This window comes from Sphingobium sp. RAC03 (assembly GCF_001713415.1).
Taxonomy (GTDB): domain Bacteria; phylum Pseudomonadota; class Alphaproteobacteria; order Sphingomonadales; family Sphingomonadaceae; genus Sphingobium.
The window spans coordinates 1,186,116-1,208,037 of record NZ_CP016456.1 but is presented as its reverse complement, the minus strand read 5'-3'; the positions used below and the strand labels follow the sequence as shown (position 1 = coordinate 1,208,037).

At 63.9% G+C, this 21,922-nt stretch carries 23 protein-coding genes; 13 read left to right on the top strand and 10 right to left on the bottom strand.

Annotation, left to right across the window (positions count from 1 at the left end; all coding sequences use genetic code 11):
- Positions 1-94 precede the first annotated feature (94 nt).
- From BSY17_RS10380 to BSY17_RS10375, 3 genes are all read right to left on the bottom strand, one after another.
- Positions 95-544 carry a restriction endonuclease gene (locus BSY17_RS10380; RefSeq protein ID WP_069065461.1) on the bottom strand — a complete coding sequence of 150 codons (450 nt, stop codon included), beginning with the start codon at positions 542-544 and terminating at the stop codon, positions 95-97.
- Positions 545-641: 97 nt separating this feature from the next.
- Positions 642-1,412 carry a DUF3800 domain-containing protein gene (locus tag BSY17_RS20920; protein ID WP_076605431.1) on the bottom strand — a complete coding sequence of 257 codons (771 nt, stop codon included), beginning with the start codon at positions 1,410-1,412 and terminating at the stop codon, positions 642-644.
- Between the two features lie 18 nt (positions 1,413-1,430).
- Positions 1,431-1,793: a hypothetical protein gene (locus tag BSY17_RS10375; RefSeq protein ID WP_069065460.1), complete on the bottom strand. Its 363-nt coding sequence runs from the start codon at positions 1,791-1,793 to the stop codon at positions 1,431-1,433.
- A 145-nt stretch (positions 1,794-1,938) separates the two neighbouring features.
- Here BSY17_RS10375 and BSY17_RS10370 point away from each other — a divergent pair, with 145 nt between their 5' ends.
- Together BSY17_RS10370 and BSY17_RS10365 are read left to right on the top strand one after the other, a co-directional pair.
- On the top strand, positions 1,939-2,217 hold the full coding sequence (locus tag BSY17_RS10370) for an antitoxin of toxin-antitoxin stability system (protein WP_069065459.1): 279 nt from the start codon (positions 1,939-1,941) through the stop codon (positions 2,215-2,217).
- A complete protein-coding gene (locus tag BSY17_RS10365; protein ID WP_069065458.1) occupies positions 2,214-2,498 on the top strand; it encodes a type II toxin-antitoxin system RelE/ParE family toxin in 285 nt (94 codons plus the stop codon). Before BSY17_RS10370 ends, BSY17_RS10365 begins: the two co-directional genes overlap by 4 nt.
- Positions 2,499-2,543: 45 nt before the next feature.
- Here BSY17_RS10365 and BSY17_RS10360 read toward each other — a convergent pair whose 3' ends face one another.
- From BSY17_RS10360 to mnmA, 6 genes are all read right to left on the bottom strand, one after another.
- The gene (locus BSY17_RS10360) at positions 2,544-4,667 is read right to left on the bottom strand and encodes a sodium-translocating pyrophosphatase (protein WP_069065457.1); all 2,124 of its coding nucleotides are present in this window, start codon (positions 4,665-4,667) and stop codon (positions 2,544-2,546) included.
- A gap of 354 nt (positions 4,668-5,021) precedes the next feature.
- On the bottom strand, positions 5,022-5,936 hold the full coding sequence (gene thiL, locus BSY17_RS10355) for a thiamine-phosphate kinase (RefSeq protein ID WP_069065456.1): 915 nt from the start codon (positions 5,934-5,936) through the stop codon (positions 5,022-5,024).
- Positions 5,937-6,057: 121 nt separating this feature from the next.
- Complete coding sequence (nusB, locus tag BSY17_RS10350; RefSeq protein ID WP_037472088.1) at positions 6,058-6,504, bottom strand: transcription antitermination factor NusB; 447 nt, start codon at positions 6,502-6,504, stop codon at positions 6,058-6,060.
- Between the two features lie 21 nt (positions 6,505-6,525).
- Positions 6,526-7,815: a histidinol dehydrogenase gene (gene hisD, locus BSY17_RS10345; RefSeq protein WP_069065455.1), complete on the bottom strand. Its 1,290-nt coding sequence runs from the start codon at positions 7,813-7,815 to the stop codon at positions 6,526-6,528.
- Positions 7,816-7,959: 144 nt separating this feature from the next.
- A complete protein-coding gene (hisG, locus tag BSY17_RS10340) occupies positions 7,960-8,622 on the bottom strand; it encodes an ATP phosphoribosyltransferase (protein ID WP_037476505.1) in 663 nt (220 codons plus the stop codon).
- 226 nt (positions 8,623-8,848) lie between these two features.
- Positions 8,849-9,955: a tRNA 2-thiouridine(34) synthase MnmA gene (gene mnmA, locus BSY17_RS10335; RefSeq protein WP_069065454.1), complete on the bottom strand. Its 1,107-nt coding sequence runs from the start codon at positions 9,953-9,955 to the stop codon at positions 8,849-8,851.
- 127 nt (positions 9,956-10,082) lie between these two features.
- On the opposite strand from mnmA, the gene BSY17_RS10330 reads away from it, so the two are divergent.
- The 3 genes from BSY17_RS10330 to BSY17_RS10320 all read left to right on the top strand — a co-directional run bounded on the left by BSY17_RS10330 (position 10,083) and on the right by BSY17_RS10320 (position 11,251).
- Positions 10,083-10,382, top strand: coding sequence for a hypothetical protein (locus tag BSY17_RS10330; protein ID WP_037476501.1), 300 nt, complete (start codon positions 10,083-10,085; stop codon positions 10,380-10,382).
- A gap of 106 nt (positions 10,383-10,488) precedes the next feature.
- Positions 10,489-10,788 (top strand): CtrA inhibitor SciP, encoded by a 300-nt coding sequence (sciP, locus tag BSY17_RS10325; protein ID WP_037476500.1) that lies wholly within the window; start codon positions 10,489-10,491, stop codon positions 10,786-10,788.
- Positions 10,789-10,996: 208 nt separating this feature from the next.
- Complete coding sequence (locus tag BSY17_RS10320) at positions 10,997-11,251, top strand: GlsB/YeaQ/YmgE family stress response membrane protein (protein WP_037476499.1); 255 nt, start codon at positions 10,997-10,999, stop codon at positions 11,249-11,251.
- A gap of 81 nt (positions 11,252-11,332) precedes the next feature.
- Here the strand turns inward: BSY17_RS10320 and BSY17_RS10315 are convergent, their stop codons facing one another.
- Entirely contained in the window at positions 11,333-11,581 is a 249-nt protein-coding gene (locus BSY17_RS10315) for a GlsB/YeaQ/YmgE family stress response membrane protein (protein WP_037476498.1), read from the bottom strand.
- A gap of 225 nt (positions 11,582-11,806) precedes the next feature.
- Here BSY17_RS10315 and BSY17_RS10310 point away from each other — a divergent pair, with 225 nt between their 5' ends.
- From BSY17_RS10310 to ribB, 8 genes are all read left to right on the top strand, one after another.
- On the top strand, positions 11,807-12,976 hold the full coding sequence (locus BSY17_RS10310) for an efflux RND transporter periplasmic adaptor subunit (RefSeq protein ID WP_069065453.1): 1,170 nt from the start codon (positions 11,807-11,809) through the stop codon (positions 12,974-12,976).
- A 79-nt stretch (positions 12,977-13,055) separates the two neighbouring features.
- A complete protein-coding gene (locus tag BSY17_RS10305) occupies positions 13,056-16,211 on the top strand; it encodes an efflux RND transporter permease subunit (protein WP_069065452.1) in 3,156 nt (1,051 codons plus the stop codon).
- Positions 16,212-16,266: 55 nt separating this feature from the next.
- The gene (locus tag BSY17_RS10300) at positions 16,267-17,532 is read left to right on the top strand and encodes a DUF445 domain-containing protein (protein ID WP_069065451.1); all 1,266 of its coding nucleotides are present in this window, start codon (positions 16,267-16,269) and stop codon (positions 17,530-17,532) included.
- 117 nt (positions 17,533-17,649) lie between these two features.
- Positions 17,650-18,363, top strand: coding sequence for an energy transducer TonB (locus BSY17_RS10295; protein ID WP_069065450.1), 714 nt, complete (start codon positions 17,650-17,652; stop codon positions 18,361-18,363).
- A 98-nt stretch (positions 18,364-18,461) separates the two neighbouring features.
- Entirely contained in the window at positions 18,462-18,914 is a 453-nt protein-coding gene (locus BSY17_RS10290; protein WP_069066900.1) for a hypothetical protein, read from the top strand.
- Between the two features lie 44 nt (positions 18,915-18,958).
- On the top strand, positions 18,959-19,912 hold the full coding sequence (gene ribD / locus BSY17_RS10285; RefSeq protein WP_069066899.1) for a bifunctional diaminohydroxyphosphoribosylaminopyrimidine deaminase/5-amino-6-(5-phosphoribosylamino)uracil reductase RibD: 954 nt from the start codon (positions 18,959-18,961) through the stop codon (positions 19,910-19,912).
- Positions 19,913-19,950: 38 nt separating this feature from the next.
- Positions 19,951-20,565, top strand: a complete 615-nt coding sequence (locus BSY17_RS10280; RefSeq protein ID WP_069065449.1) for a riboflavin synthase — start codon at positions 19,951-19,953, stop codon at positions 20,563-20,565.
- 70 nt (positions 20,566-20,635) lie between these two features.
- Positions 20,636-21,916, top strand: a complete 1,281-nt coding sequence (gene ribB, locus BSY17_RS10275; RefSeq protein WP_037477174.1) for a 3,4-dihydroxy-2-butanone-4-phosphate synthase — start codon at positions 20,636-20,638, stop codon at positions 21,914-21,916.
- Positions 21,917-21,922 lie beyond the last annotated feature (6 nt).

The window sequence follows — 21,922 nt, the reverse complement described above, 5'->3', positions numbered from 1 at the left end:
AGAGTGGGCCTGGGTTCTGAACAAAGGGTTAAAACAGGCGCTGGCGTGACCGGACGGAACGTTAAAGGGATAACATTCTATAGCCGAAATTGGTTCAGCCGAACAGGCCGCCTTGCGCACCGAGCTGGTGCGATTTGCGGGTTTCGACGCGCGACGCTTTTTTCACCGGGCTGATCAGCGGGGGCAATTTGGGTTTCAGCCCCTGGAACAGTTCGGCCAGCGTCACGAATTGCAGCGCGGGGAAGCGGCCGAATTCGGTTTCGATGACTGGCTGGGACGCGGCTTCGTCGCGCATCCCCTTGGTCGGCATTCCCTTCATGACGAACAGCCCGAAGCGGTGCTTGTCGCGCTCCATCACGCGGCCAAGGTCGCGGACCATATTGGGGTTCACATTGTCGCCCGCCTTGACCGATATGACCCCGGTCTCGATCTTGCCACCTGCCGCCAGATAGTTGAACCAGCCATCGACGCCCTTGTCCCCGCCCTTCTTTTCGCTCGGAAAACCAACGACTTGCCAGCATATCCATTGCTGAAACTTGGACAATGGACGGAGGAAATTGACATGCTCTCGCCCAATATATATATTTGTCGAGCCGGGAGTGCGTCACCTAGCACGTTGGGGCCATGGCCTCACCCGGCGTCTAATCTAATATCGTTCCACGCCACCCCGCCTTTGGAAAACGGGCGATTCCATAACCGTCAATTGTTCCAGTTGGCGATGCACGGAACGATGGGCGGATTCTGTCATACCATGTTCGATCATTGTGACTTTGTGCGCGCCAAATTGCGCCTGCAATCATATCAACAAGTTGAATTCCGACGCTCATGTGACTGGGCGAGAAAAACAGGCCTTCAATGAAATTGGCATAATTAGACGTATGTTGCCCAGACTCTCGTACCAGCCGTTCATGTTGCTGACGCATTTGTTCGTCGTCACCTCGTCCACGATGGTCGGCGACGATAAGTCCATAACTATCTCGCCCGCTGGTCCGCGTAATATCCTGTAAAAGATACTGAAATCTCTCCGTAACGGGCTTGTAGGTCCGGAAATAGAGGTCGCTTTGAGATTTCACGGGGCCAATACCATAGGCGGTTGGGGCCTCGCTCACGCAGGCGATTATCTTGCAGGATTTGATTTCCGTTATGATCGCAAAAACGGCATTTCTGAACGCATTGCGCCTTTCGACGTCCCAATCTGCCATTGGGTTATCTCGGTCATTGTTATTTGGAGCGAAATATCGCCATTTCACCTCTCCGAAGTAGGCTGATGCGCGCTTGAGTCCGGAAAGTTTGTCATTCAGGCCAACCCAACGATCTTCAGGGACAACCAAACCTGCGATAACAAAGTAATTTTGCCCAAAGCTATCAGGCTTTGGCGGAGTGCCGCTCTCATCTACGAACAACAGATACATAGCTATTATGCAGCATTTTTATCGCTGAAAAGTCAATCGCTCCGATCGTTCCACCAGCCGCACCGCCATCATCGCCAGATAGGCCATCAGCGGATTTTCACCGATGGCACTGTGCATCGCGTTCATCATCACGGTCAGCGGGCGGTTGGTGCCGCTGGCAATGTCCATCAGCGCATTCTGGCTGGATTCGCCCCAGGTCCAGGTATCGTCGAACGCCTCTATGCTGGCGTCGGCACCCGCGCCGCTGGCGGACTTGAACAGCACATTATAGCCCGCATTGGAATTGAACGGCGGGTCGAGATAGATGAGATCGACGCTGTCGTCAGGGATGTGCGTCCGCAACACGTCCAGATTGTCGCCATAATAAAGCCGGTTGGTCATGTGCGTCGCTAAGCCCCTGTATCGGACAAGGCTTCTGGCATGAAGAATGGCGCGATTCCAGCTTTCGCTCGAACGATGGACGACATGCCGATTGTCGCCATGGTTTGTTGGGTATATACATCATTAGTACCCGCCGGAGGATAGCATGTCGAAATCCGCGATATTCACCATGAAGCTGGAAGCCGATTTGCGCGCCGCGTTCATGGCCGAAGCCGAGGCCAGCCATCGGCCAGCCTCTCAGGTTGTTCGCGAGTTGATGCGGGACTTTATTCAGCAGCAGCAGGCGCAGCGTGACCATGGCGACTTTCTGCAGCGCAAGGTCGATAAGGCCCGCGCTTCGGCGCAGGAGGGGCAGGGGCGCTCGAATGAGGCTGTCGATGCTGACTTTGCCGCCCGCCGGTCGCGGTTGCTCGATCAGGCGTGAATATCGTCTGGACGCCGGAGGCGGAGCAGGACCGCGCGGCGATCTTTGACTATCTTGCTGTGCGTGACCCGGCTGCTGCGGTGAGATTGGATGGCCTATTCAGCCAAGCCGTTGCCCAGCTTGCGGACTTTCCCATGCTTGGTCATGTGGGGAAGGTTGCGGGCACGCGCGAACTGACCCCGCATCGCAGCTATCGCATCATCTACGAAGTTATGGACGAAACGGTGTGGATACTCGTCCTGATCCACACGACGCGGCAATGGCCGCCGGAACATCCATGAGGCGAACAGCCCGCCCGGATCGCGCCGGGCGGGCCATCTCTTCAATTACGCCCCATGCGCCAGCGCGGCGAGCAGCAGCAGCGCGACGATGTTGGTGATCTTGATCATCGGGTTGACCGCTGGCCCGGCGGTATCCTTGTAGGGATCGCCCACCGTATCGCCGGTCACAGCCGCCTTATGGGCTTCGCTGCCCTTGCCGCCATGATGGCCATCCTCGATATATTTCTTCGCATTGTCCCATGCGCCGCCGCCCGATGTCATCGACAGTGCGACGAACAGGCCGGAGACGATGACGCCCAGCAACAGGGCACCGAGCGCCGCAAAGCCGTTGGACACGCCCGCGACCGCCGAGATGGCGAAATAGACGACAATCGGGGCCAGCACCGGCAACAGGCTGGGGACGATCATTTCCTTGATCGCGGCCTTCGTCACCAGATCGACGGTGCGGGCATAGTCGGGCTTGCTGGTGCCATCCATGATGCCCTTATTCTCGGCAAATTGCGCGCGGACATCCTTGACCACGTCGCCCGCCGCGCGGCCTACGGCGGTCATCCCCATTGCCCCGAACAGATAGGGCAGCAGCGCGCCGAGCAGCAGGCCGACGATGACATAGGGATTGGAGAGGCTGAAATCGACGGGCGCGGTGAGGCCGAGCGCGCTGTTATAATATTTCAAATCCTCGGTATAGGCACCGAACAGCACGAGCGCGGCGAGGCCCGCCGAGCCGATGGCATAGCCCTTCGTCACCGCCTTGGTCGTGTTGCCCACCGCGTCCAGTGCGTCGGTCTTGATCCGGACGCTGTCGTCGAGATGCGCCATTTCGGCGATGCCGCCCGCATTGTCCGTCACTGGACCATAAGCGTCGAGCGCCACGACCATGCCCGCAAGCGCCAGCATGGCGGTGGCGGCAAAGGCGATGCCGATGAGGCCCGCCAGTTGATGCGCGACGATGATGCCGATGACGATCACCAATGTCGGCAGGGCAGTGGACTCCAGGCTGATCGCCAGACCCTGAATGACGTTGGTGCCGTGGCCGGTTTCCGACGCCTTGGCGATGGAGCGGACCGGGCGATAATTGGTGCCGGTATAATATTCGGTGATGACCACCAAAAGCCCGGTGACGGCGAGGCCCACCATCATCGACCAGAATAGCGCCATGCCGGTATAACCGCCCACGCCATCCAGGTCTGCCCCGAACACCGCGTTCATGTCGCCCAGCGTGCGCCAGGTGACATAATAGATGGCAGGGATGGAGAGCAAGGCGGTGGTCCAGAAGCCCTTGTAGAGCGCCCCCATGATCGACTGGCTGGAGCCGAGCCGCACCATATAGGTGCCAATGATCGAGGTGATGATGCACACGCCGCCCACGATCAGCGGCAGCGCCATCAGGTTGAGCAGCACTGCATTGTCGAGGCCGGTGACCAGCAGTGCGGTCAGCACCATGGTCGCGCCGATGGTGACGACATAGGTTTCGAACAGGTCGGCGGCCATGCCAGCGCAATCGCCCACATTGTCACCGACATTGTCGGCGATGACGGCGGGGTTGCGGGGGTCGTCTTCGGGGATGCCGGCTTCGACCTTGCCCACTAGGTCCGCGCCGACATCGGCAGCCTTGGTGAAGATGCCGCCGCCCAGCCGCGCGAAGATGGAAATGAGCGATGCGCCAAAGGCCAGCGCGACGAGGCTGTCGATGACGAGGCGGTCGTCGGGCGCATAACCAGACGGGCCGGTCAGATACCAGAAGAAGACGGATATCGCGAGCAGGGCGAGGCCCGCGACGAGCATGCCGGTAATCGCGCCTGCCCTGAACGCCACCGTCAGCCCGCTTTGCAACGTGCCGCGACAGGCTTCGGCAGTGCGCACATTGGCGCGAACGGAGATGTTCATGCCGATGAAGCCCGCCGCCCCCGACAGGATCGCGCCGATCAGGAAAGCGATGGCGGATGTGACGCCCAGGAAGAGCAGGACCAGCGCGGCGACAACCACGCCGACGATGGCGATGGTGGTATATTGGCGGCCCAGATAGGCTCTCGCCCCCTCCTGAATCGCGCCCGCGATCTGCTGCATGGTGGCGTTGCCTGCGGGCGCACTTAGCACCTGTCGGCTGGTGAACAGGCCATAGAGGATGGCCAACAGGCCACACCCTATGGCGATATAGACGATCTGCATGCTTGTTCCTCTCCCCCTGTTATGGCTGTCATCGGCCGCTCCGCAGGGAATGACGGGCGAACGAAAGGCGCAGGGGCGGGCGGCCGGGCGGGTTGGGTCCGGCATCGATCACCGCGTCAATCAGCAGTGGGCACACGCACATAAGCGGTCCAAACGGGCTGAGAATAGGGTGAAGCGACGCTACAGGGTAGAGGGCGTGCGTCAAGCGGGTTGGCGCAGAAACCTCACCAACCTCACCCGTTCGTTTCGAGCGCAGTCGAGAAACGATTACGCGGCGTTTCTCGACGTAGTTTATCCAGAGCGCCTGCCGCAGGCGGGCAGTCGAAGGGCTCGAAACGAACGGACCCTCTCGACTTATCCATGTTCCCAGCCGAGCTGGTCGGGCAGCGGCACGATCGCGCCGTCGATCATCAGGGTGAGGCCTGCGCCCGCGCTGACATGCCCGACCGGAATGGACCGCACCGGGGGAGCCAGCCCACGCGGCATCGTGAAGAGCAGTTCATAATCATCGCCCGCGCGCGCGGCGGCGATCTGGACCGCGGTGCTGGCCCCCCGCGCCTTTTCGAGCGCCGGGGAAAGGGGGATATGGTCGATGGTGATCGCAACGCCGCTGGCCTGGCCCATGCGCTGCGCGTCGATCAACAGCCCGTCCGACAGGTCCATCATCGCGGTGGCATGGGGGGCGAGCAGCGCGCCTTCGGCCAGGCGCGGGCGCGGGCGGCGATAGGCATCGACCAGCGGGCCGGACGCGGCCGGATCGGCACGGGCGAGGTCGAGGCCAATGCCCGCGTCGCCGACCGGGCCGGTGACGTAGAGGATATCGCCCGGCAGCGCGCCGTTCCGCGTCGGGATCGGGCCCGTCGCCTGCCCGATGGCGGTGAGGCTGTAGCTGCGCGCGCTGGTGGACGGCATGGCGACGGTATCGCCGCCGAGCAGCGGCATGGCGTGGCGGTCGAGCGCTTCGCCCAGCCCCGCGATGAAGGCTGCGTCCCAGGCTTCGTCGCCCGACAGTGCATAGTTGAGCAGGCACCCGATAGGCCGCGCGCCCTTCGCCGCCAGGTCGGACAGGTTCACGGCGGCGAGTTTCCAGCCGATATCGGCGGGCGGATCGGTGGGGAGATAATGGACGCCCTCGACCATCGTGTCGCTGGTCAGGATCAGGCGGGTGTCGCCAACCGGCAGGATCGCGACATCATCCATCAACCCTTGCGCGGCGGGATCATTCGCCAATAGGCGCAGCAGGGTGAGGAAGCGGGATTCGGCGGACATGGCGGGAGTCTAACCTTCTCACCACCAATCCGAAATGCTTTCCTCCGTTCGTTTCGAGCGAAGTCGAGAAACGCCGCGCGCAGGTTTCTCGACTTCGCTCGAAACGAACGGAGGGCGGTGCTTACGCCCGCACATCCTTGGCCACGCCATCAAGCAGGCCGTTGACGAAGCCCGATTCGCGCTTGTCGTAGAAGGCATGGGCGACGTCGACATATTCGCTGATGACCGTGCCGGTGCCGACATCGGCGCGGGCGAGCAGTTCATAGGTGCCTGCGCGCAATATCTGGCGCATCGGCTTGTCGAGCCGGTCAAGGCTCCAGCCGCTCGACAGGCGGGCGGCGATCAGTGCGTCGATCTCGTCGCGACGCTTGTCCACACCGGACACGACATCGTCGAAAAACGATTGTTCGGCCGGGGCATAGGTCACATCCTCGATCGTCGCGCCGAGGCGATGGGTGTGAAATTCATGCAACAGGATATGGAGCGGCGTGCCCTCCATTTCGAGCTGGTAGAGCGCCTGGACCGCGGCAAGGCGCGCGGCGGAGCGGGATTTGGATCGTTCGTTCATCGGATGGCCCCTACGCCTGTGTTACTTCAGGCGCAACGCCACGGATGCGGCATGGGCGGGCAAGCCTTCCGCTTCCGCCAGCGCGACCGCCGCCGGGCCGATCGCGCCGATGGATGCCGTGTCGAGGCTCAGGAAGCTGGTGCGCTTCATGAAGTCGAGCACCGAGAGGCCCGACGAGAAGCGCGCGCGGCGGCCCGTGGGCAGGACGTGGTTCGGCCCGGCGACATAATCGCCGACCGCTTCGGGCGTCATGCGGCCAAGGAACACCGAGCCTGCGTGACGCACCTTGGCGAACAGCGCGTCGGGATCATCCACCGCCAGTTCGAGATGTTCAGCGGCGAGCCGGTTGACCAGCGGCATCGCCTCTTCGAAATCGCGCACGACGATGATCGCGCCATTGGCTTCCCAACTGGTGGTCGCCACGGCCTGGGTCGAGAGTAGCGGCAGGCGACGCTGCACGGCCTGTTCGACCGCATCGGCAAAGGCGGCATCGTCAGTGAAGAGGATCGACTGGCTGGTCGGGTCATGTTCGGACTGGCTGAGCAGGTCGGCGGCGATCCAGTCGGGATCATTCTTGGCGTCGGCGACGACCAGGATTTCCGATGGGCCTGCGACCATGTCGATGCCGACCACGCCGTACAACTGCCGCTTGGCTTCGGCGACCCAGGCATTGCCGGGGCCGGTGATGACATCGACCGGCGCGATCCGGTCCGTGCCATAGGCGAGTGCGGCGACGGCCTGCGCCCCGCCGACGCGCCAGATTTCCTCGATCCCCGCAATTTGCGCGGCGGCCAGCACTAGCGGGTTGATCTCGCCATTGGGGGTGGGCGTCACCATCGCGATGCGGCTGACGCCCGCGACCTTGGCGGGAATGACATTCATCAATAGCGAACTGGGATAGGCGGCGCGACCGCCGGGGACATAGAGGCCCGCCGCATCGACCGCGCTCCAGCGCGCGCCAAGGCGCACGCCCGCGCTGTCCACGCCGTCGCTGTCCACCGGACGCTGCTTTTCATGATAGGTGGTGATGCGTGCGGCGGCGAGTTCGAGCGCGTCGCGCAGGGTAGTGGAAATGCCGTCGAGCGCGGCGCGGCATTCGGCGGATGTGACGGCCCAGCCGCTGACATTCAGGTCGTGCCGGTCGAAGCGCTGGGTATAGTCCGCCAGCGCCGCATCGCCGCCCGCGCGCACGGCCTTGAGGATCGCGGTAACATCGCGCGAGACATCGTCATCAGCCTCGCGGCGCGCATCGACCAATGTGGTGAAGGCGGCGGCGAAGTCGGGCGAGGTGGTGGTGAGGCGTTGGGTCATGATTACTCTATTCCTCCCCCGGCGGGGGAGGGGGACCGCCGCCGAAGGCGGTGGTGGAGGGGTGTCACGCGATCGGAAGGGTAACACCCCTCCGTCTGGCCTGCGGCCAGCCACCTCCCCTGCAAGGGGAGGATTGAATAGGCGTCACGCCGCATCCCGCACCCCCACAGCCCGGCGAAACGCCTCGACCATCGGCGCCAATTCCGCCGAGCGCATCTTGAAGGCAGCGCGGTTGACGATCAGGCGGGCGGAAATCGGCATGATGATGTCGGTTTCGACAAGGCCATTGGCCTTCAGCGTCGCACCCGACGAGACGAGATCGACGATCCGGCGTGACAGGCCGAGCGAAGGGGCCAATTCCATCGCGCCATTGAGCTTCACGCATTCCGCCTGCAGCCCGCGCGCTTCATAATATTTGCGCGTCAGGTGCGGATATTTGGTGGCGACGCGGACATGGCTGATCGCGGCTTCATCTTCGTCGGCGGCGTCGGCGGGCTGGGCGACCGACAGGCGGCAATGGCCGATGTCGAGGTCTACCGGCGCATAGAGTTCGGAATAGTCGAACTCCTCCACCACGTCCGATCCGACGATGCCGATCTGCGCCGCGCCATGGGCGACGAAAGTGGCGACGTCGAACGCGCGCACGCGGATGATCGACACGTCGGGGCGGTTGGTGGCGAAGCGCAGTGCCCGGCTTTTCTTGTCATGAAACTCCGCCTCCGGCTCGATACCGGCTTTGGCGAGCAAGGGCAGCGCTTCATCGAGGATGCGGCCCTTGGGAATGGCGAAGGTGAGGGTGCGAGTCATGACGCGCGGGCCTTAGCCGGGCGCGGGGGGCAGGGCAAGGATTTGGGGGGGCATACTCCTTCTCCCTTGAGGGAGAAGGATATGGAGCCTTACCGAACGGAGTGAGGTTAGGCGGAGTTGGATGAGGGTGGCGGTGCGCTATCGTTAGGTCGGCACACCCTCACCCAGCTACGACTAGGGCAGCAAGCTGCCAAGTCTACGCATCCCTCTCCCTCAAGGGAGAGGGTTATAGAGCCTCCGCCATCGCGCTCTGCGTGCTGGCAATCCAGCCGCCGCCCAGCACATGGTCGCCATCATAGAGCACCGCCGCCTGTCCCGGCGCGACGCCATATTCCAGGGCGTCGAACAGCAATTGCCCGTCCACCAGCCGCGCGGGCACGGGTTTCGCCATCGATCGCACCTTGGCCGTCAACGGCCCGGCAAAATCACGACCCAGCCAGTTGATGTCGCTCAATGTCGCGCCCGATACCGCCAGGGCCGCCTTTGGCCCCACGATCACGCGCTTGGCCGGCGCATCCAGGCGGATGACGTAGAGCGGGTCGGGCTGGCCGCCGATTTCCAGTCCCTTACGCTGGCCCACGGTGTAATGGATCATGCCTTTGTGACGGCCAAGCGTGCGACCGTCGATATGGACGATATCGCCGCCCTCATCCGCGTCGGGGCGCAGCTTGCGCACGATTTTCGCATAATCGCCGTCGGGGACGAAGCAGATGTCCTGGCTGTCGGGCTTCAACGCTACCGCCAGCCCCAGTTCGGCGGCGATTTCACGGACCATCGGCTTGGGCAGGCCGCCCAAGGGAAAGCGCAGATAATCGAGCTGTGCCTGCGTCGTGGCGAACAGGAAATAGCTCTGGTCGCGCGCGGGGTCGGCGGCACGGTGCAGTTCCGCGCCCTGTGGCCCCTCGACCCGGCGAACATAATGGCCGGTGGCGAGGCAATCGGCGCCCAGGTCGCGCGCGATCTGAAACAGATCGGTGAACTTCACCCCCATATTGCACTTCACGCAGGGGATGGGGGTGCGCCCAGCCATATATTCGTCGGCAAAGTCGGCGATCACCGAATCGCGGAAGCGGCTTTCATAGTCGAACACATAATGGGCGATGCCGATGCGGTCGGCGACGGCGCGCGCGTCGCGTATGTCTTGGCCCGCGCAGCAGCTTCCGGTGCGGCCCACCGCTGCGCCATGATCATAAAGCTGGAGCGTCACGCCGATGACTTCCGCGCCGGTCTTCGCGGCCAGCGCGGCGACGACGCTACTGTCCACGCCGCCAGACATGGCAACGACGATCCGCCGCGCGTCGAGCGGCTGGGCTAACTGAAATTCTGGCTGCATGGCTGCGCCTATACCCTCGGCGCGCGCGTGGTGCCAGTGGCGAGTGATGCGATGGCCTGCCGCGCTATGCGACGAAGCGTTGGTCCGAGTTTACGGACCCTTATCCATTGCCACCTAGAAAGAGGGCATGGACCTTAGTTTCCTTCGGGCAAGCGGGCTTAAGCCCGTCCATGCCAGAGCCCTGGACCGACCGCGCATGCCGGTCTGGCCGTTCCTGCGAGCTGCTTGCGCGGCTGCACAGGCGGCCAGCCCGACGGCGCAGGCGGTTGCGGGCGTCCTGCGGGGGCAGGGCGAAGAGGAAGACTGGGTCCAGGAACTGGCGGCAGTGTTTGCGCCACGTTCCGGCGGCATGATCGAGGCCGTTCGTCTCGCGGGAAGTTTCAATCCGCTCGTCGCGAGCCGTCTAGCCGGGGGGCAAGTAAGATGAAGATGGCGTTTACCGTGGCGCTTTAGTCGATGTTCAGGGCTGAAGCGCAAACAGGGTTCCGTCGTTGGATTTTGCAACACCAAATGCCGCAAGTTGAGGGTTAAGAATGATCGAGAACCAGAAAATCAGGCCTGCCCAGGTCGTCGGGCCGCTCGGAGAACCCCTGACGCTGGACAGCCTGCCGCCTGCGGATACGACGCGATGGGTGGTGCGGCGTAAGGCCGAGGTGGTCGCGGCCGTCAATGGCGGCCTGCTGACCGTCGACGAGGCATGCGCGCGTTATAATCTGACGCTGGAGGAGTTTGCCGGCTGGCAGCGCGCCGTCGATCGGTCGGGCATGCACGGGCTGCGCGTCACGCGCATCCAATATTATAAGTCTCTCTATGAGCGGCAGCAGAAATATTGAATTTCCGGCGGTCGGCGCGACGGGATTGGCAGGGGCCGTCGGAGCATCGCTCCGGCGGCCCTTTTTGCATTCCGTTGCGGGCGCGTTCTAACGGTGCAAAGCCGCGATGGTTGCAGGGGCGGAATCATTTTTGTGCGATGGAACGAGAAGCCTTGTGCCCCGTTGAACAGCTACCAACCCGCAGGGGGCGTGGTTCAAGGAGATTATCATGGGCATCATTCTGTGGCTTATCATCGGTGGCGTCGTTGGCTGGCTGGCCAGCATGGTCATGCGCACTGACGCACAGCAGGGCATCCTGCTGAACATCGTCGTCGGCATCGTCGGCGCTTTTATCGGCGGTCTGATTTTCAGCGGCGGTTCGATCAACGACGGCGTTACGCTCTACAGCTTCCTCGTGTCGCTGGTCGGTGCGATCATTCTGCTGGCGATCATCAACCTGGTTCGTCGCGGTTCGGTGCGCTAACGCGCCCAACCCGACCTTCCGATCAAAAGGGCTGCGCTTCATCCGAAGCGCGGCCCTTTTTTATGACTGCGGGTGCAGCGGCTATCGCTTGGCCGCCAAGAAACGATACACGATCAATATGGCGATCGCGCCCAGCACGGCGGCGATGAACCCGGCGCTTTGCCCCGGCGCATAAAGGCCCGCCAGCCTGCCCATGAATCCGGCCAGCAGCGCCCCGGCGATCCCCAGCAACATCGTCACGATGCAGCCACCAGGATCGCGCCCCGGCATGATCAGCTTCGCAAGTGCCCCGGCCAACAGGCCGATGACGATCCATCCCAACAAGTCCATGGCGCGCTCCTCTCCCGTGCCCCGCGTGGATATAGCGCCACAGTCCGGTTCGCTTGGCAATATACTAAGCAGGCGTAACGAACCGGCATCCGCTATCCACCGTCCCATGCCGAAGCATTATCGCTTTGCCCTCGCGCCCGACCCCGTGATATTGGGGGTTGAGGCAGGTGCTATATTCATATAACACAGTCGCTGGATGGCGAAGGCCGGAAAGATGGAATCGGCATGAATTACGAAACCCAGGTCTTGCGCGACTCGACGGTTGTCCTTGGCGACGACGACTCACGCAACGGACGCAAGAAGCTGTTGATCGTGGGCGGCGTGGTCGCGCTGATACTGATTGCGGTGGCGATATGGATGTCCATGCGCGGCGGCGATGCAGCCGCGCCCGCGCCAAGTGCGCAGGTACCGGTGGTAACGGTAACAAGTCCCGGCCAATCGACCGTCGCCCGCACCGTCACGGCAACAGGATCGCTCGCCGCGCGCGTCGAAATGCCGGTTGGCGTCATCGGCGAAGGCGGCATGGTCAGCCGCGTGCTGGTACAGCCGGGCGATTGGGTGCGCGCAGGCCAGCCGCTCGCCATCATCGAACGTTCGGTCCAGGTCGAACAGGTCCGCTCGCTCGCGGCCCAAGTCGAAGTGGCGCGCGCCGATGCGAAACTGGCGCAGGCGCAGCTCGATCGCGCCAAGGCGCTGGTCGGGCGCGGGTTCATCAGCGCGGCCGACATTGATCAGCGCACGGCGACACGGGATGCGGCGCAAGCGCGCGTCAATGTCGCAGTCGCACAATTGGCCGAACAGCGCGCCCGCACCGGACGCCTCGACATTCGTGCGCCCGCAAAGGGCCTGATCCTGACGCGCGCGGTCGAACCGGGCCAGATCGTCGGTTCGGGCAGCGGCGTGCTGTTCCGCATGGCCAAGGATGGCGAGATGGAATTGCAGGCGCAGGTGGCCGAGGGCGACCTGGCGACGCTGCGCCCCGGTAACAGTGCTGTGGTGACGCCGATCGGCGGCAAGGATCAGTTCGCCGGACGGGTGTGGCAGGTATCCCCGGTGGTCGATCCGACCGCGCGGCAGGGCATCGCCCGCATCGCCATTCCCTATAATCCCGCGATCCGTCCCGGCGGCTTTGCCGCGGTGACGATCACCAGCGGATCGGGGACCGCGCCGCTGCTGCCGGAATCGGCGGTACAGAGCGATCCCAAGGGCAATTATGTCTATGTCATCAATGCCCAGAATATGGTTGAGCGGCGTGACGTGACCGTTGGCCAGGTGTCCGATGCGGGCGTCGCGGTAACCAGCGGCATCACGGGCACGGAAAAGATCGTGACGTCGGCCGGTGCCTTCCTGACACCGGGGCAGAAGGTCAAGCCGGAAGCGATCAAGGGCAGTTAGGGCTGGCGGGGTCGCGTCGCGGCCTGCGCTGGATGGATTTGGAAGGGACGGCGATCCGTCCGGCGAGGGAAAGCCCGTCATGAGTTTTCGCAATATATCCGCTTGGGCGATCCGCAATCCGGTGACGCCATTGGTGATGTTCGCCGCCCTGTTGCTGGCGGGGATCGTCAGTTTCACGCGGATGGACGTCAACAATAATCCCGACATCAGCTTCCCGGCCGTCACCGTGATCGTCAGCCAGCCGGGCGCCGCGCCGACCGAACTGGAAACGCAGGTCACGCAACGGATCGAGGCGGCGGTGCGCGGCATCAGCGGCGTGGACGAAATCACCTCCTTCGCCTCCGAAGGCCAGTCGCTGACCAATGTCCAGTTCCAGATCGGCACGCCCGTCGATCGCGCCGTCAACGACGTGAAGAATGCGGTTGACCAGATCCGCAGCGATTTGCCTGACGGCATATTGGAACCGCAGGTCACCCGTGTCGATATCGACGGCGGACCGATTGCCTATTTCAGCGCCGAAGCGACCGACATGACGCTGGAGGAACTGTCCTGGTATGTCGACAATACGGTGGCCAAGCGGCTGCTGTCGGTCAGCGGCATGGCGGCGGTCAATCGCGGCGGCGGCGTCAGCCGCGAAATCCGCGTCATCCTGGATCCCGCCAAGCTACAGGCGTTCGGCATCACCGCTGCACAAGTGAACAGCCAGCTCAATCAGGTCAATCTGAACGCTGCAGGCGGCCGCACCGAAATCGCCGGGGCCGAACAATCGATCCGCGTGCTGGGCAATGCGCGCAATGCGCGCGACCTGGGCGCGACCCAGATCGCCATCACCGGCGGTCGCACCGTCAAGCTGGCCGACATTGCCGACGTGCGCGACATGTATGCCGAACAGCGTAGCCTAGCGCTGATGAACGGGCGGCAGGTCACCAGTTTCAGCCTGGAAAAGGCCAAGGGTTCGTCGGACGTCACCGTCTATGACGATGCGATGGTTCAGCTGGACAAGCTGCGCAAGGAAAACCCCAAGGTTACCTACAAGCAGCTCTATACCAGCGTCGATTACACCAAGGACCAATATCATTCGGCCATGGCCGCGATGATCGAGGGCGCGGTGCTGGCGGTCGTCATCGTCTTTCTGTTCCTGCGCGATTGGCGGGCGACGATGATATCCGCTTTGGCGATCCCGCTCTCGGCGATCCCGACCTTCTGGTTCATGGACATGATGGGCTTCACGCTCAACGGCATCTCGCTGCTGGCGCTCAGCCTGGTCGCGGGCGTGCTGGTCGATGACGCGATCGTGGAGATCGAGAATATCGTGCGCCATATGCGCATGGGCAAAAGCGCCTATCAGGCATCGATCGACGCGGCTGACGAGATCGGCCTGGCCGTGTTGGCGACCACCATGGCGATCGTGGCGGTGTTCCTGCCGGTCGCCTTGATGCCGGGTATTTCGGGACAGTTCTTCATCCAGTTCGGCATGACCGTCGTGGTCGCGGTGCTGATGAGCCTGGCTGTCGCGCGCCTGATCACGCCGATGATTGCGGCCTATTTCCTCAAAGCCCATGGCGAGGCAAGCCATGGCGAAGGCTGGCTGATGGACCGCTATATGAGCGTGCTGCGCTGGTCGCTCGACGAGCGGCGGGCCATCGCGCACCGCGCGCGCGGTGGCTGGCGGCGGTTCACGGCGATTTTCCTGGATCATCGGATGTGGACCGTGGGCTTTGGTGCCCTGGCCTTCATCGCGACCATCATCGCCTTCGCGACGCTGCCGATGACGTTCCAGCCCACGACCAACACCGATTTCAGCCAGGTGAAGATCGAAACCGTGCCGGGCAGCACCCTGGCGCAGACGACCGCGATCACGCGCAAGGTCGCCGATATGCTGGCGGCCGATACGAAGGTGGTCGATGCGGCCTTTGCCGATATCGAAACCACCAATGCCGACATCTTCCTGACGCTGAAAAAGGACCGGCCGATGACGTCGGTCGAATGGGAGCGCAAGATTGCGCCGAAGTTCCAGACGATCGCCGACGCACGGGTGAATTTCCAGTCGCAGTCGGGCGGCGGCTTTGGCCGCGACATCATCATGATGTTCGGGTCCGACGATCCCGTGAAACTGGAGCAGGTCGCAAATCAGTTGGTCGCGGAAATGGCCCGCATCCCCGAATTGCGCGCGCCGCGCGTCCAGGGCGACATGCAGCGGCCTGAGATCATCATCAAGCCCCGGCTCGACCTGGCGGCCAGCCTGGGCGTGACGACGGCTGCACTCAGCCAGTCGATCCGTATCGCGACGATCGGCGACATCGACCAGAATAGCGCGAAATTCTCGCTGGCCGATCGCCAGATTCCGATCCGCGTGGCGATTGCGGAGGATAGCCGCAAGGATCTCGGCACGATCGAAAATATGCCCGTGCCCACCGTCAATGGCGGATCGGTGCCGCTCAAGGTGGTGGCCGACATCACCTTCGGCGCCGGGCCGACGCAGATCCGCCGCTACAACCAGATCCGCCGCATCGTCGTCGGGGCCGACATGGCACCGGGCGTCGTGACCAGTGAGGCGACCAAGAAGATCAACGCTCTGCCGCTGATGAAGGCGATCAACGAAGGCCGTATTCAGGGCGTGCAAAAGATCGACGCCGGCGATGCCAAGTGGCAGGCGGAAATGCTGGTCAATTTTGCCATCGCCGTAGCGTCGGGCATCCTGCTCGTGCTGGCGGTGCTGACGCTGCTCTACAAGCGGATCATGCCGCCCTTCGTCAATCTCGGCTCGCTACTGCTCGCGCCGCTGGGCGGGGCGCTTGCCCTGCATGTCGCAGGACAGCCCCTGTCGATGCCGGTGTTCATCGGCCTGCTGATGCTGCTGGGCATCGTCGCCAAAAACTCGATCCTCGTCATCGACTTCGCGCTGGAGGAAATGGACAAGGGCGTGCCCAAGTTCGAGGCGATCGTGGACGCCGGGCATAAGCGCGCCCAGCCGATCGTCATGACGACGGTGGCGATGGTGGCGGGCATGGTGCCCACCGCGTTGTCGCTGTCGGGCGATGGTGCCTGGCGCGCGCCGATGGGCATCACCGTGATCGGCGGCCTGCTGCTGTCGACCGTGCTGACGCTGGTGATCGTGCCCGCGACCTTCAGCTTGGCCGTCGCGCTCGAAAGCTGGGTCGGACCGCGCCTCGGCCGGGGGCTGCTGACGTACAAGCCGGGCGATGACAAGGGAGTCGCCCTGCCCGCGCAATAGCCGGATGGATTAGGGCTTTGCCTGAACGAAACGGCGGCGTAACCGTTAAGCAGCCATGACATTGCTCCGCGCCTCCCGGTCGACCGGTGACACCCTGCCCAATCCCGCACGGCGCATGCGGATGTTCGCGACCGCGATGCTGCTGGTCATGGCGGCAATATTCATCGCGGCGCGGGCGACCGTCCATATCCATCCCGCCATCGGCTTCGTACAGGCCTTTGCCGAAGCGGCGATGGTGGGCGGCCTAGCCGACTGGTTCGCAGTCACCGCGCTGTTTCGCCATCCGCTCGGCCTGCCCATCCCCCACACCGCGATCATCCCCCGCAACAAGGACCGGATCGGCGAGACGCTGGCCGTCTTCCTGCGCGACAATTTTCTCACGCCCGCCGTCGTCGCGCGGCGGATGCGGACGATGGATGTGGCGTCGGCAGCAGGCCGCTTCCTCGCCAGTCCCTCGGCGGGTGACGGGCGGCTCCGCGCGGGCGCGTCGCGCCTGATCGCCGACATGCTCGAAGCGTTGGACCAGGAACGGCTGGGCGGCATGGTCAAGGGCGCGATCGGCCAGCGGTTGCGCGGCATAAATGTCGGCCCGCTGATCGGCCAGGCGATCGAGGCGGCGATGCGCGATGGTCGCCACACCCCGGTTATGGACGGCATCATCCACTGGGCCGACAAGACGCTGGAAGCCAATGACCATCTGATCCGCCAGATGGTGCATGACAAGGCAGGCAAAGTGCTGCGCTGGACCGGACTGGATGAAAATCTGGCCAATGCGATCATCGACGGGCTGCGCCGGATGCTGGCTGAAATGGCGGCCGATCCGGGCCATGACCTGCGCCTGAAGGCGGAAGAGGGCATGGCGAAACTGGCCTTCGACCTGCAATTTGACCTGGAAACGCAGGCCAAGGCGGCGAAGATCCGCGACGAGATACTCGACAATCCCGCCATGCAGCGCTGGATCGACGGGCTGTGGGAACAGGCGCGCGGCGGGCTGCTGCGCGCGGTGCGTGATCCCGGCAAGGCGATGGCCGGGCGGCTGGGCGAAGCGCTGCGCCAATTGGGCGGCACCTTGCAGGAGGATGCGCGGCTGCGGCTGGTCATCAACCGCTTCGTGCGGCGCGCAGCGGTGGGCGCGACCGCCACCTATGGCGATGCGATCGTGCGGCTGGTCAGCGACACGGTGCGCGGCTGGGATGCGGGCACCATCACCAACCGCCTGGAAGGCGCGGTCGGCCGCGACCTGCAATATATCCGCATCAACGGCACGCTGGTGGGCGGCCTCGTCGGGCTGATCTTGCATGCCATTGACGTGGCGCTTTAACCCTCCTCGACAACCTTTCCAGTGACTCGATAAAATGATGTTGCAACATATCATAAAAATATGATGTAACATGTCATGATCCGTCCAAAGGCGGGCGGTGTGGAGAGGAGTCGAGCGATGCGCAAATTGGCGATTCAAGCGACGGGCAACCAACGGACAGAGACGGCGATAGCAGCGTCATCAGGCTATCAAGCCGGCAAGGGGTCGCCGTTCGGCATCGGTGGCGCGATTGCGGTTCATGTGTTGGCGATCGGTGTCTGGCTGATGATCCCGCAGGAGATGATCGACACGGTGTTCACGCCGCCGCCGCTGATCACCACCAATGTTCCGCTGCTTGATCCACCCCCGCCCGAACAGACCGAGCCGACGACCACGGAGCGGATACCGACCCGGCCGACAGAGCAGCGCCCGACCGCGGTCGATCCGATCGTGCCGTCGAGCGGAGGCGATTCCGTCCTGACCGGCAGCACCGGGTCGGGCGAGGGCATCGACCCCGGCCCCACCATCATCCTGCCGCCCGCCGACCCGCCGCGCGAGCCGGTGATGGTGGAAGCGGCAATCGACCCCCGCGCGCTGTCGGCGTTCCAGCCCGACTATCCCGGCGTCATGATCCGCCAGGGGCTGGAAGGCAGCGTGACCGTGCGGGTGACGATCAATGCCCAGGGCCGCGTGACCGACATTACCCGCATCACCGCCAGTGACGAGAGTTTTTGGCGTGCGACGGAACGGCACGCGCTGCGCAAATGGCGGTTCCGACCCGCGACCCGCGATGGCGTGGCAGTGGCGACGACCAAGGTGCTGACCGTGCGGTTCACGTTGACGGACCGCTAGAGGCTGCGGTTCCCGCCCTGCCCGTTCGGCAGGGCGGAAGCCGTCCATTTGCGCCGGGCGTGACGGACCCTTTTGCATCCTGGCGCGGGCTGGCCTATATGGACGACATGGCGATTTTTCCCCGTCCCGTTTCCCCCAAAAGAGCAGCCAATGATCTGTGGGGCTATTTTCGTGAAAGCCGGCCGCATAAATGGCCGTTGCTGGGCCTGTCGGCCGCGATCACCTATGTCATCATCTGGGCGTTCATCGTCGATGGCAACACCAACACGATGCCGACCCGCAACAAGATCATCTATGTCAAAAGCTGGGACGCCAACCGATCCGACGCGGCCGTGATCCTGCAGCAGAAGATGGACATCGCCCGCTATGAAGTCGCGCTCTCGCGCAGCCAGAAGGACATGCAGAAGGTCGCCGACATGGTCGGGATCGAATGGCGCGAGGACGCCGAGCGCAACAGCGCCAAGCGCAAGGAAGCGCTGACGCGAATCAACGCGATGCTGGACGAACGACTCGCGAAGGCCAAGGAAGCCGAAGGGGCGCAACAGCCCTGAGCGCATCGATGCCGATAGCCGATCCGGCCACCGACCGGCGCTTCATGGCCGCCGCCATCGCGCTGTCGCGGCGCGGGCGCGGGCTTTCCACCCCCAATCCCAATGTCGGCTGCATCATCGTGCGGGACGGCCGGGTCGTGGGGCGTGGCTGGACGCAAAAGGGTGGCCGACCCCATGCCGAGGCGCAGGCGCTGGAACAGGCGCTCGACCGGGCGCATGGCGCTTGCTGCTATGTGACGCTGGAACCCTGCTTTCATCTGTCCCCGCGCGGCCCGCGCTGCGCCGACCTGCTGGTGCGCGCTGGCGTGGCGCGCGTGGTGATCGCGCTGCGCGATCCCGATCCGCGCACCGATGGGCAGGGGGCGGCCTGGTTGCGCGAACGGGGTATAGCGGTCGAGATGGGCCTGATGGCAGACGATGCCGCGCGCGCCATGGCGGGGTTCGTTCTGGGCCAGACGCTGGGACGGCCGCATGTGACGCTCAAACTCGGCCTCTCGCTCGACGGGCAAATCGCGCTGGCCGATGGCGCCAGCCGCTGGATCACCGGACCGCAAGCCCGCGCCCACGCCCATATGGAGCGCGCGCGGCACGACGCGATCCTCGTCGGCGGCGGCACGCTGCGTACCGACGCGCCGCGACTCGATGTGCGGATCGCCGGGCTTGAAGGGCGCAGCCCGCGCCGCATCCTGCTGAGCCGGGGCGCGGCACCCCATGGCTGGGAACGGATTGGCGCGCCGGAGGACATATCGACGCTCGACCGGGTCGACCATCTGCTGGTTGAGGGCGGCGCGACGACGGCGGCGGCCTTCCTGCGCGCCGATCTCGTCGACCGGCTGCTGCTCTATCGCGCGCCGAGCCTGATCGGCAATGGCCTCGCGGGTATCGGCGACATCGGACTGACCGACTTGAGCCGGGCGCATGGCCGCTGGCGGCTGATCGACGCGCGGCGGCTGGGCACCGACGGACTTGAGGTTTACGAGGCGGTTCGGACTGCTTAGAGGCCGAGGCACAGGCCTCAATAGATGGATCAGGACGCATGTTCACCGGCATCATCACCGACATCGGCACCATCCGCAGCGCGGAGCAGCGCGGCGACCTGCGGCTGGTCATCGGCAGCGGCTATGCGATGGACGGTGTGGCGATCGGCGCGTCGATCGCCTGTTCGGGCGCGTGCCTGACGGTGGTGGAGAAGGGCCCGGACTGGTTTGCGGTCGACCTGTCGGCCGAGACGGTTGAGCGCACCGCGCCCGGCCTGTGGGCGCAAGGGGGGCGCCTGAACCTCGAACGCGCGCTCAGGGTCGGTGACGAATTGGGCGGGCATATCGTGACTGGCCATGTCGATGGCGTCGGGCATCTGGTGTCGGCCACACCCGAAGGCGATTCGATGCGCCTTGTCATTGCCGCGCCCGCTGCGCTGGCGGCGGCGCTGGCTGCCAAGGGATCGATCACGCTCGACGGCATTTCGCTGACCGTGAACAGTGTCGAGGACCAGGCCGATGGCAGCGTCCATTTCGGCCTCAACATCATCCCCCACACCGCTGCGGCCACCACGCTCAATGCGCTGCCGGAAGGGCGCGCCTTCAATCTGGAGATCGACGTGCTGGCGCGCTATCTCGACCGGATGATGAGCCTTCGCAATCGTGCAATGTGATTGCGGCTTGTAATTATCACATTGCAATGTGATATACGGCTCCAGTCCTTTCCGGGCAGGAGTCGTTTTCATGTCGTCCGCACTTCTCGATACCGTTCGCCGCCTCGTCACAGACGGCGGCATGTCCCGTTCCGGCCTGGCGCGCGCCGCTGGTCTGCACGCCAATTCCTTGCGTAAGCTGGGCGAGGGCGACTGGAACCCTACAGCCGACACGCTGGGTAAGCTGGAAGCCTATCTGTTGAAGCGCGAGGGCGGCACCGCGCTCGCCTCGCCGGAAGAGATCATCAACGAAGCCCGCAATGGCCGCATGTTCATCCTGGTCGATGACGAGGATCGTGAAAATGAAGGCGATCTGGTCATTCCCGCGCAAATGGCAACGCCCGACGCGATCAACTTCATGGCCACCCATGGCCGCGGCCTCATCTGCTTGGCGCTGACCAAGGCGCGGGTCGAGGAACTGGGCCTCGGCCTCATGAGCCGCAACAACGGCACCCGCCACGAAACCGCCTTCACCGTGTCGATCGAGGCGCGCGAAGGCGTGACGACCGGCATCAGCGCGGCCGACCGGGCGCGCACCGTATCGGTCGCGATCGACGGGTCGAAGGGCAAGGCCGATATCGTGACGCCGGGCCATGTCTTTCCGCTGGTGGCCAAGGATGGCGGCGTGCTGGTCCGCACCGGCCATACCGAAGCGGCCGTGGACGTCGCGCGGCTGGCGGGCCTGAACCCGTCGGGCGTCATCTGTGAAGTGATGAAGGACGATGGCACCATGGCGCGCCTGGATGACCTCATCCCCTTCGCCCAGAAGCACAAGATGAAGATCGGCACGATCCGCGACCTCATCGCCTATCGCCGCCGCCACGACCATATCGTCGAACGCCGTGCGGAAACGACCTTTGAGAGCCAATGGGGCGGCGACTGGAAGGCGATCAGCTTTTATAACAAGGCGACACAGACCGAACAGCTGGCCCTTCAGAAGGGGCATGTGACGCCCGATCAGCCGACGCTGGTACGGATGCACCAGTTTTCGCCGCTGACCGACACGTTCGGACAGCAGGGGCCACGCGCGGGAATGCTGGCCCGCTCGATGAAAATAATCGGCGAAGAAGGCGCAGGCATCATCGTGGTGCTGCGCGGCGACGAACCGGACATGCTGACCCGCATGTTGCAGCATCATTCGGGCATCGCGCAGGGCGACATGGACGAACTGCGCAACTATGGTGCGGGCGCGCAGATATTGGCCGAACTCGGCGTGCATGACATGATCCTGCTGACCAACAGCAACCATAGCCTGATCGCGCTTGACGGCTATGACCTGGCCGTGGTTGGGCAACGTCCGATCGAGCTGTAAAGGATT

Excerpts from the sequence above, each read along its gene's own strand:
- sciP (WP_037476500.1), top strand. The coding sequence starts at position 10,489 with ATGATCGAGAACCAGAAAATCAGGCCTGCCCAGGTCGTCGGGCCGCTC.
- BSY17_RS10330 (WP_037476501.1), top strand. The coding sequence starts at position 10,083 with ATGGACCTTAGTTTCCTTCGGGCAAGCGGGCTTAAGCCCGTCCATGCC.
- BSY17_RS20920 (WP_076605431.1), bottom strand. The coding sequence starts at position 1,412 with ATGTATCTGTTGTTCGTAGATGAGAGCGGCACTCCGCCAAAGCCTGAT.
- BSY17_RS10290 (WP_069066900.1), top strand. The coding sequence starts at position 18,462 with ATGGACGACATGGCGATTTTTCCCCGTCCCGTTTCCCCCAAAAGAGCA.
- ribB (WP_037477174.1), top strand. The coding sequence starts at position 20,636 with ATGTCGTCCGCACTTCTCGATACCGTTCGCCGCCTCGTCACAGACGGC.
- BSY17_RS10310 (WP_069065453.1), top strand. The coding sequence starts at position 11,807 with ATGAATTACGAAACCCAGGTCTTGCGCGACTCGACGGTTGTCCTTGGC.
- thiL (WP_069065456.1), bottom strand. The coding sequence starts at position 5,936 with ATGTCCGCCGAATCCCGCTTCCTCACCCTGCTGCGCCTATTGGCGAAT.
- BSY17_RS10370 (WP_069065459.1), top strand. The coding sequence starts at position 1,939 with ATGTCGAAATCCGCGATATTCACCATGAAGCTGGAAGCCGATTTGCGC.
- BSY17_RS10305 (WP_069065452.1), top strand. The coding sequence starts at position 13,056 with ATGAGTTTTCGCAATATATCCGCTTGGGCGATCCGCAATCCGGTGACG.
- mnmA (WP_069065454.1), bottom strand. The coding sequence starts at position 9,955 with ATGCAGCCAGAATTTCAGTTAGCCCAGCCGCTCGACGCGCGGCGGATC.
- BSY17_RS10300 (WP_069065451.1), top strand. The coding sequence starts at position 16,267 with ATGACATTGCTCCGCGCCTCCCGGTCGACCGGTGACACCCTGCCCAAT.
- nusB (WP_037472088.1), bottom strand. The coding sequence starts at position 6,504 with ATGAACGAACGATCCAAATCCCGCTCCGCCGCGCGCCTTGCCGCGGTC.
- hisD (WP_069065455.1), bottom strand. The coding sequence starts at position 7,815 with ATGACCCAACGCCTCACCACCACCTCGCCCGACTTCGCCGCCGCCTTC.
- ribD (WP_069066899.1), top strand. The coding sequence starts at position 18,959 with ATGGCCGCCGCCATCGCGCTGTCGCGGCGCGGGCGCGGGCTTTCCACC.
- BSY17_RS10320 (WP_037476499.1), top strand. The coding sequence starts at position 10,997 with ATGGGCATCATTCTGTGGCTTATCATCGGTGGCGTCGTTGGCTGGCTG.
- BSY17_RS10375 (WP_069065460.1), bottom strand. The coding sequence starts at position 1,793 with ATGACCAACCGGCTTTATTATGGCGACAATCTGGACGTGTTGCGGACG.
- BSY17_RS10280 (WP_069065449.1), top strand. The coding sequence starts at position 19,951 with ATGTTCACCGGCATCATCACCGACATCGGCACCATCCGCAGCGCGGAG.
- BSY17_RS10315 (WP_037476498.1), bottom strand. The coding sequence starts at position 11,581 with ATGGACTTGTTGGGATGGATCGTCATCGGCCTGTTGGCCGGGGCACTT.
- BSY17_RS10360 (WP_069065457.1), bottom strand. The coding sequence starts at position 4,667 with ATGCAGATCGTCTATATCGCCATAGGGTGTGGCCTGTTGGCCATCCTC.
- hisG (WP_037476505.1), bottom strand. The coding sequence starts at position 8,622 with ATGACTCGCACCCTCACCTTCGCCATTCCCAAGGGCCGCATCCTCGAT.
- BSY17_RS10295 (WP_069065450.1), top strand. The coding sequence starts at position 17,650 with ATGCGCAAATTGGCGATTCAAGCGACGGGCAACCAACGGACAGAGACG.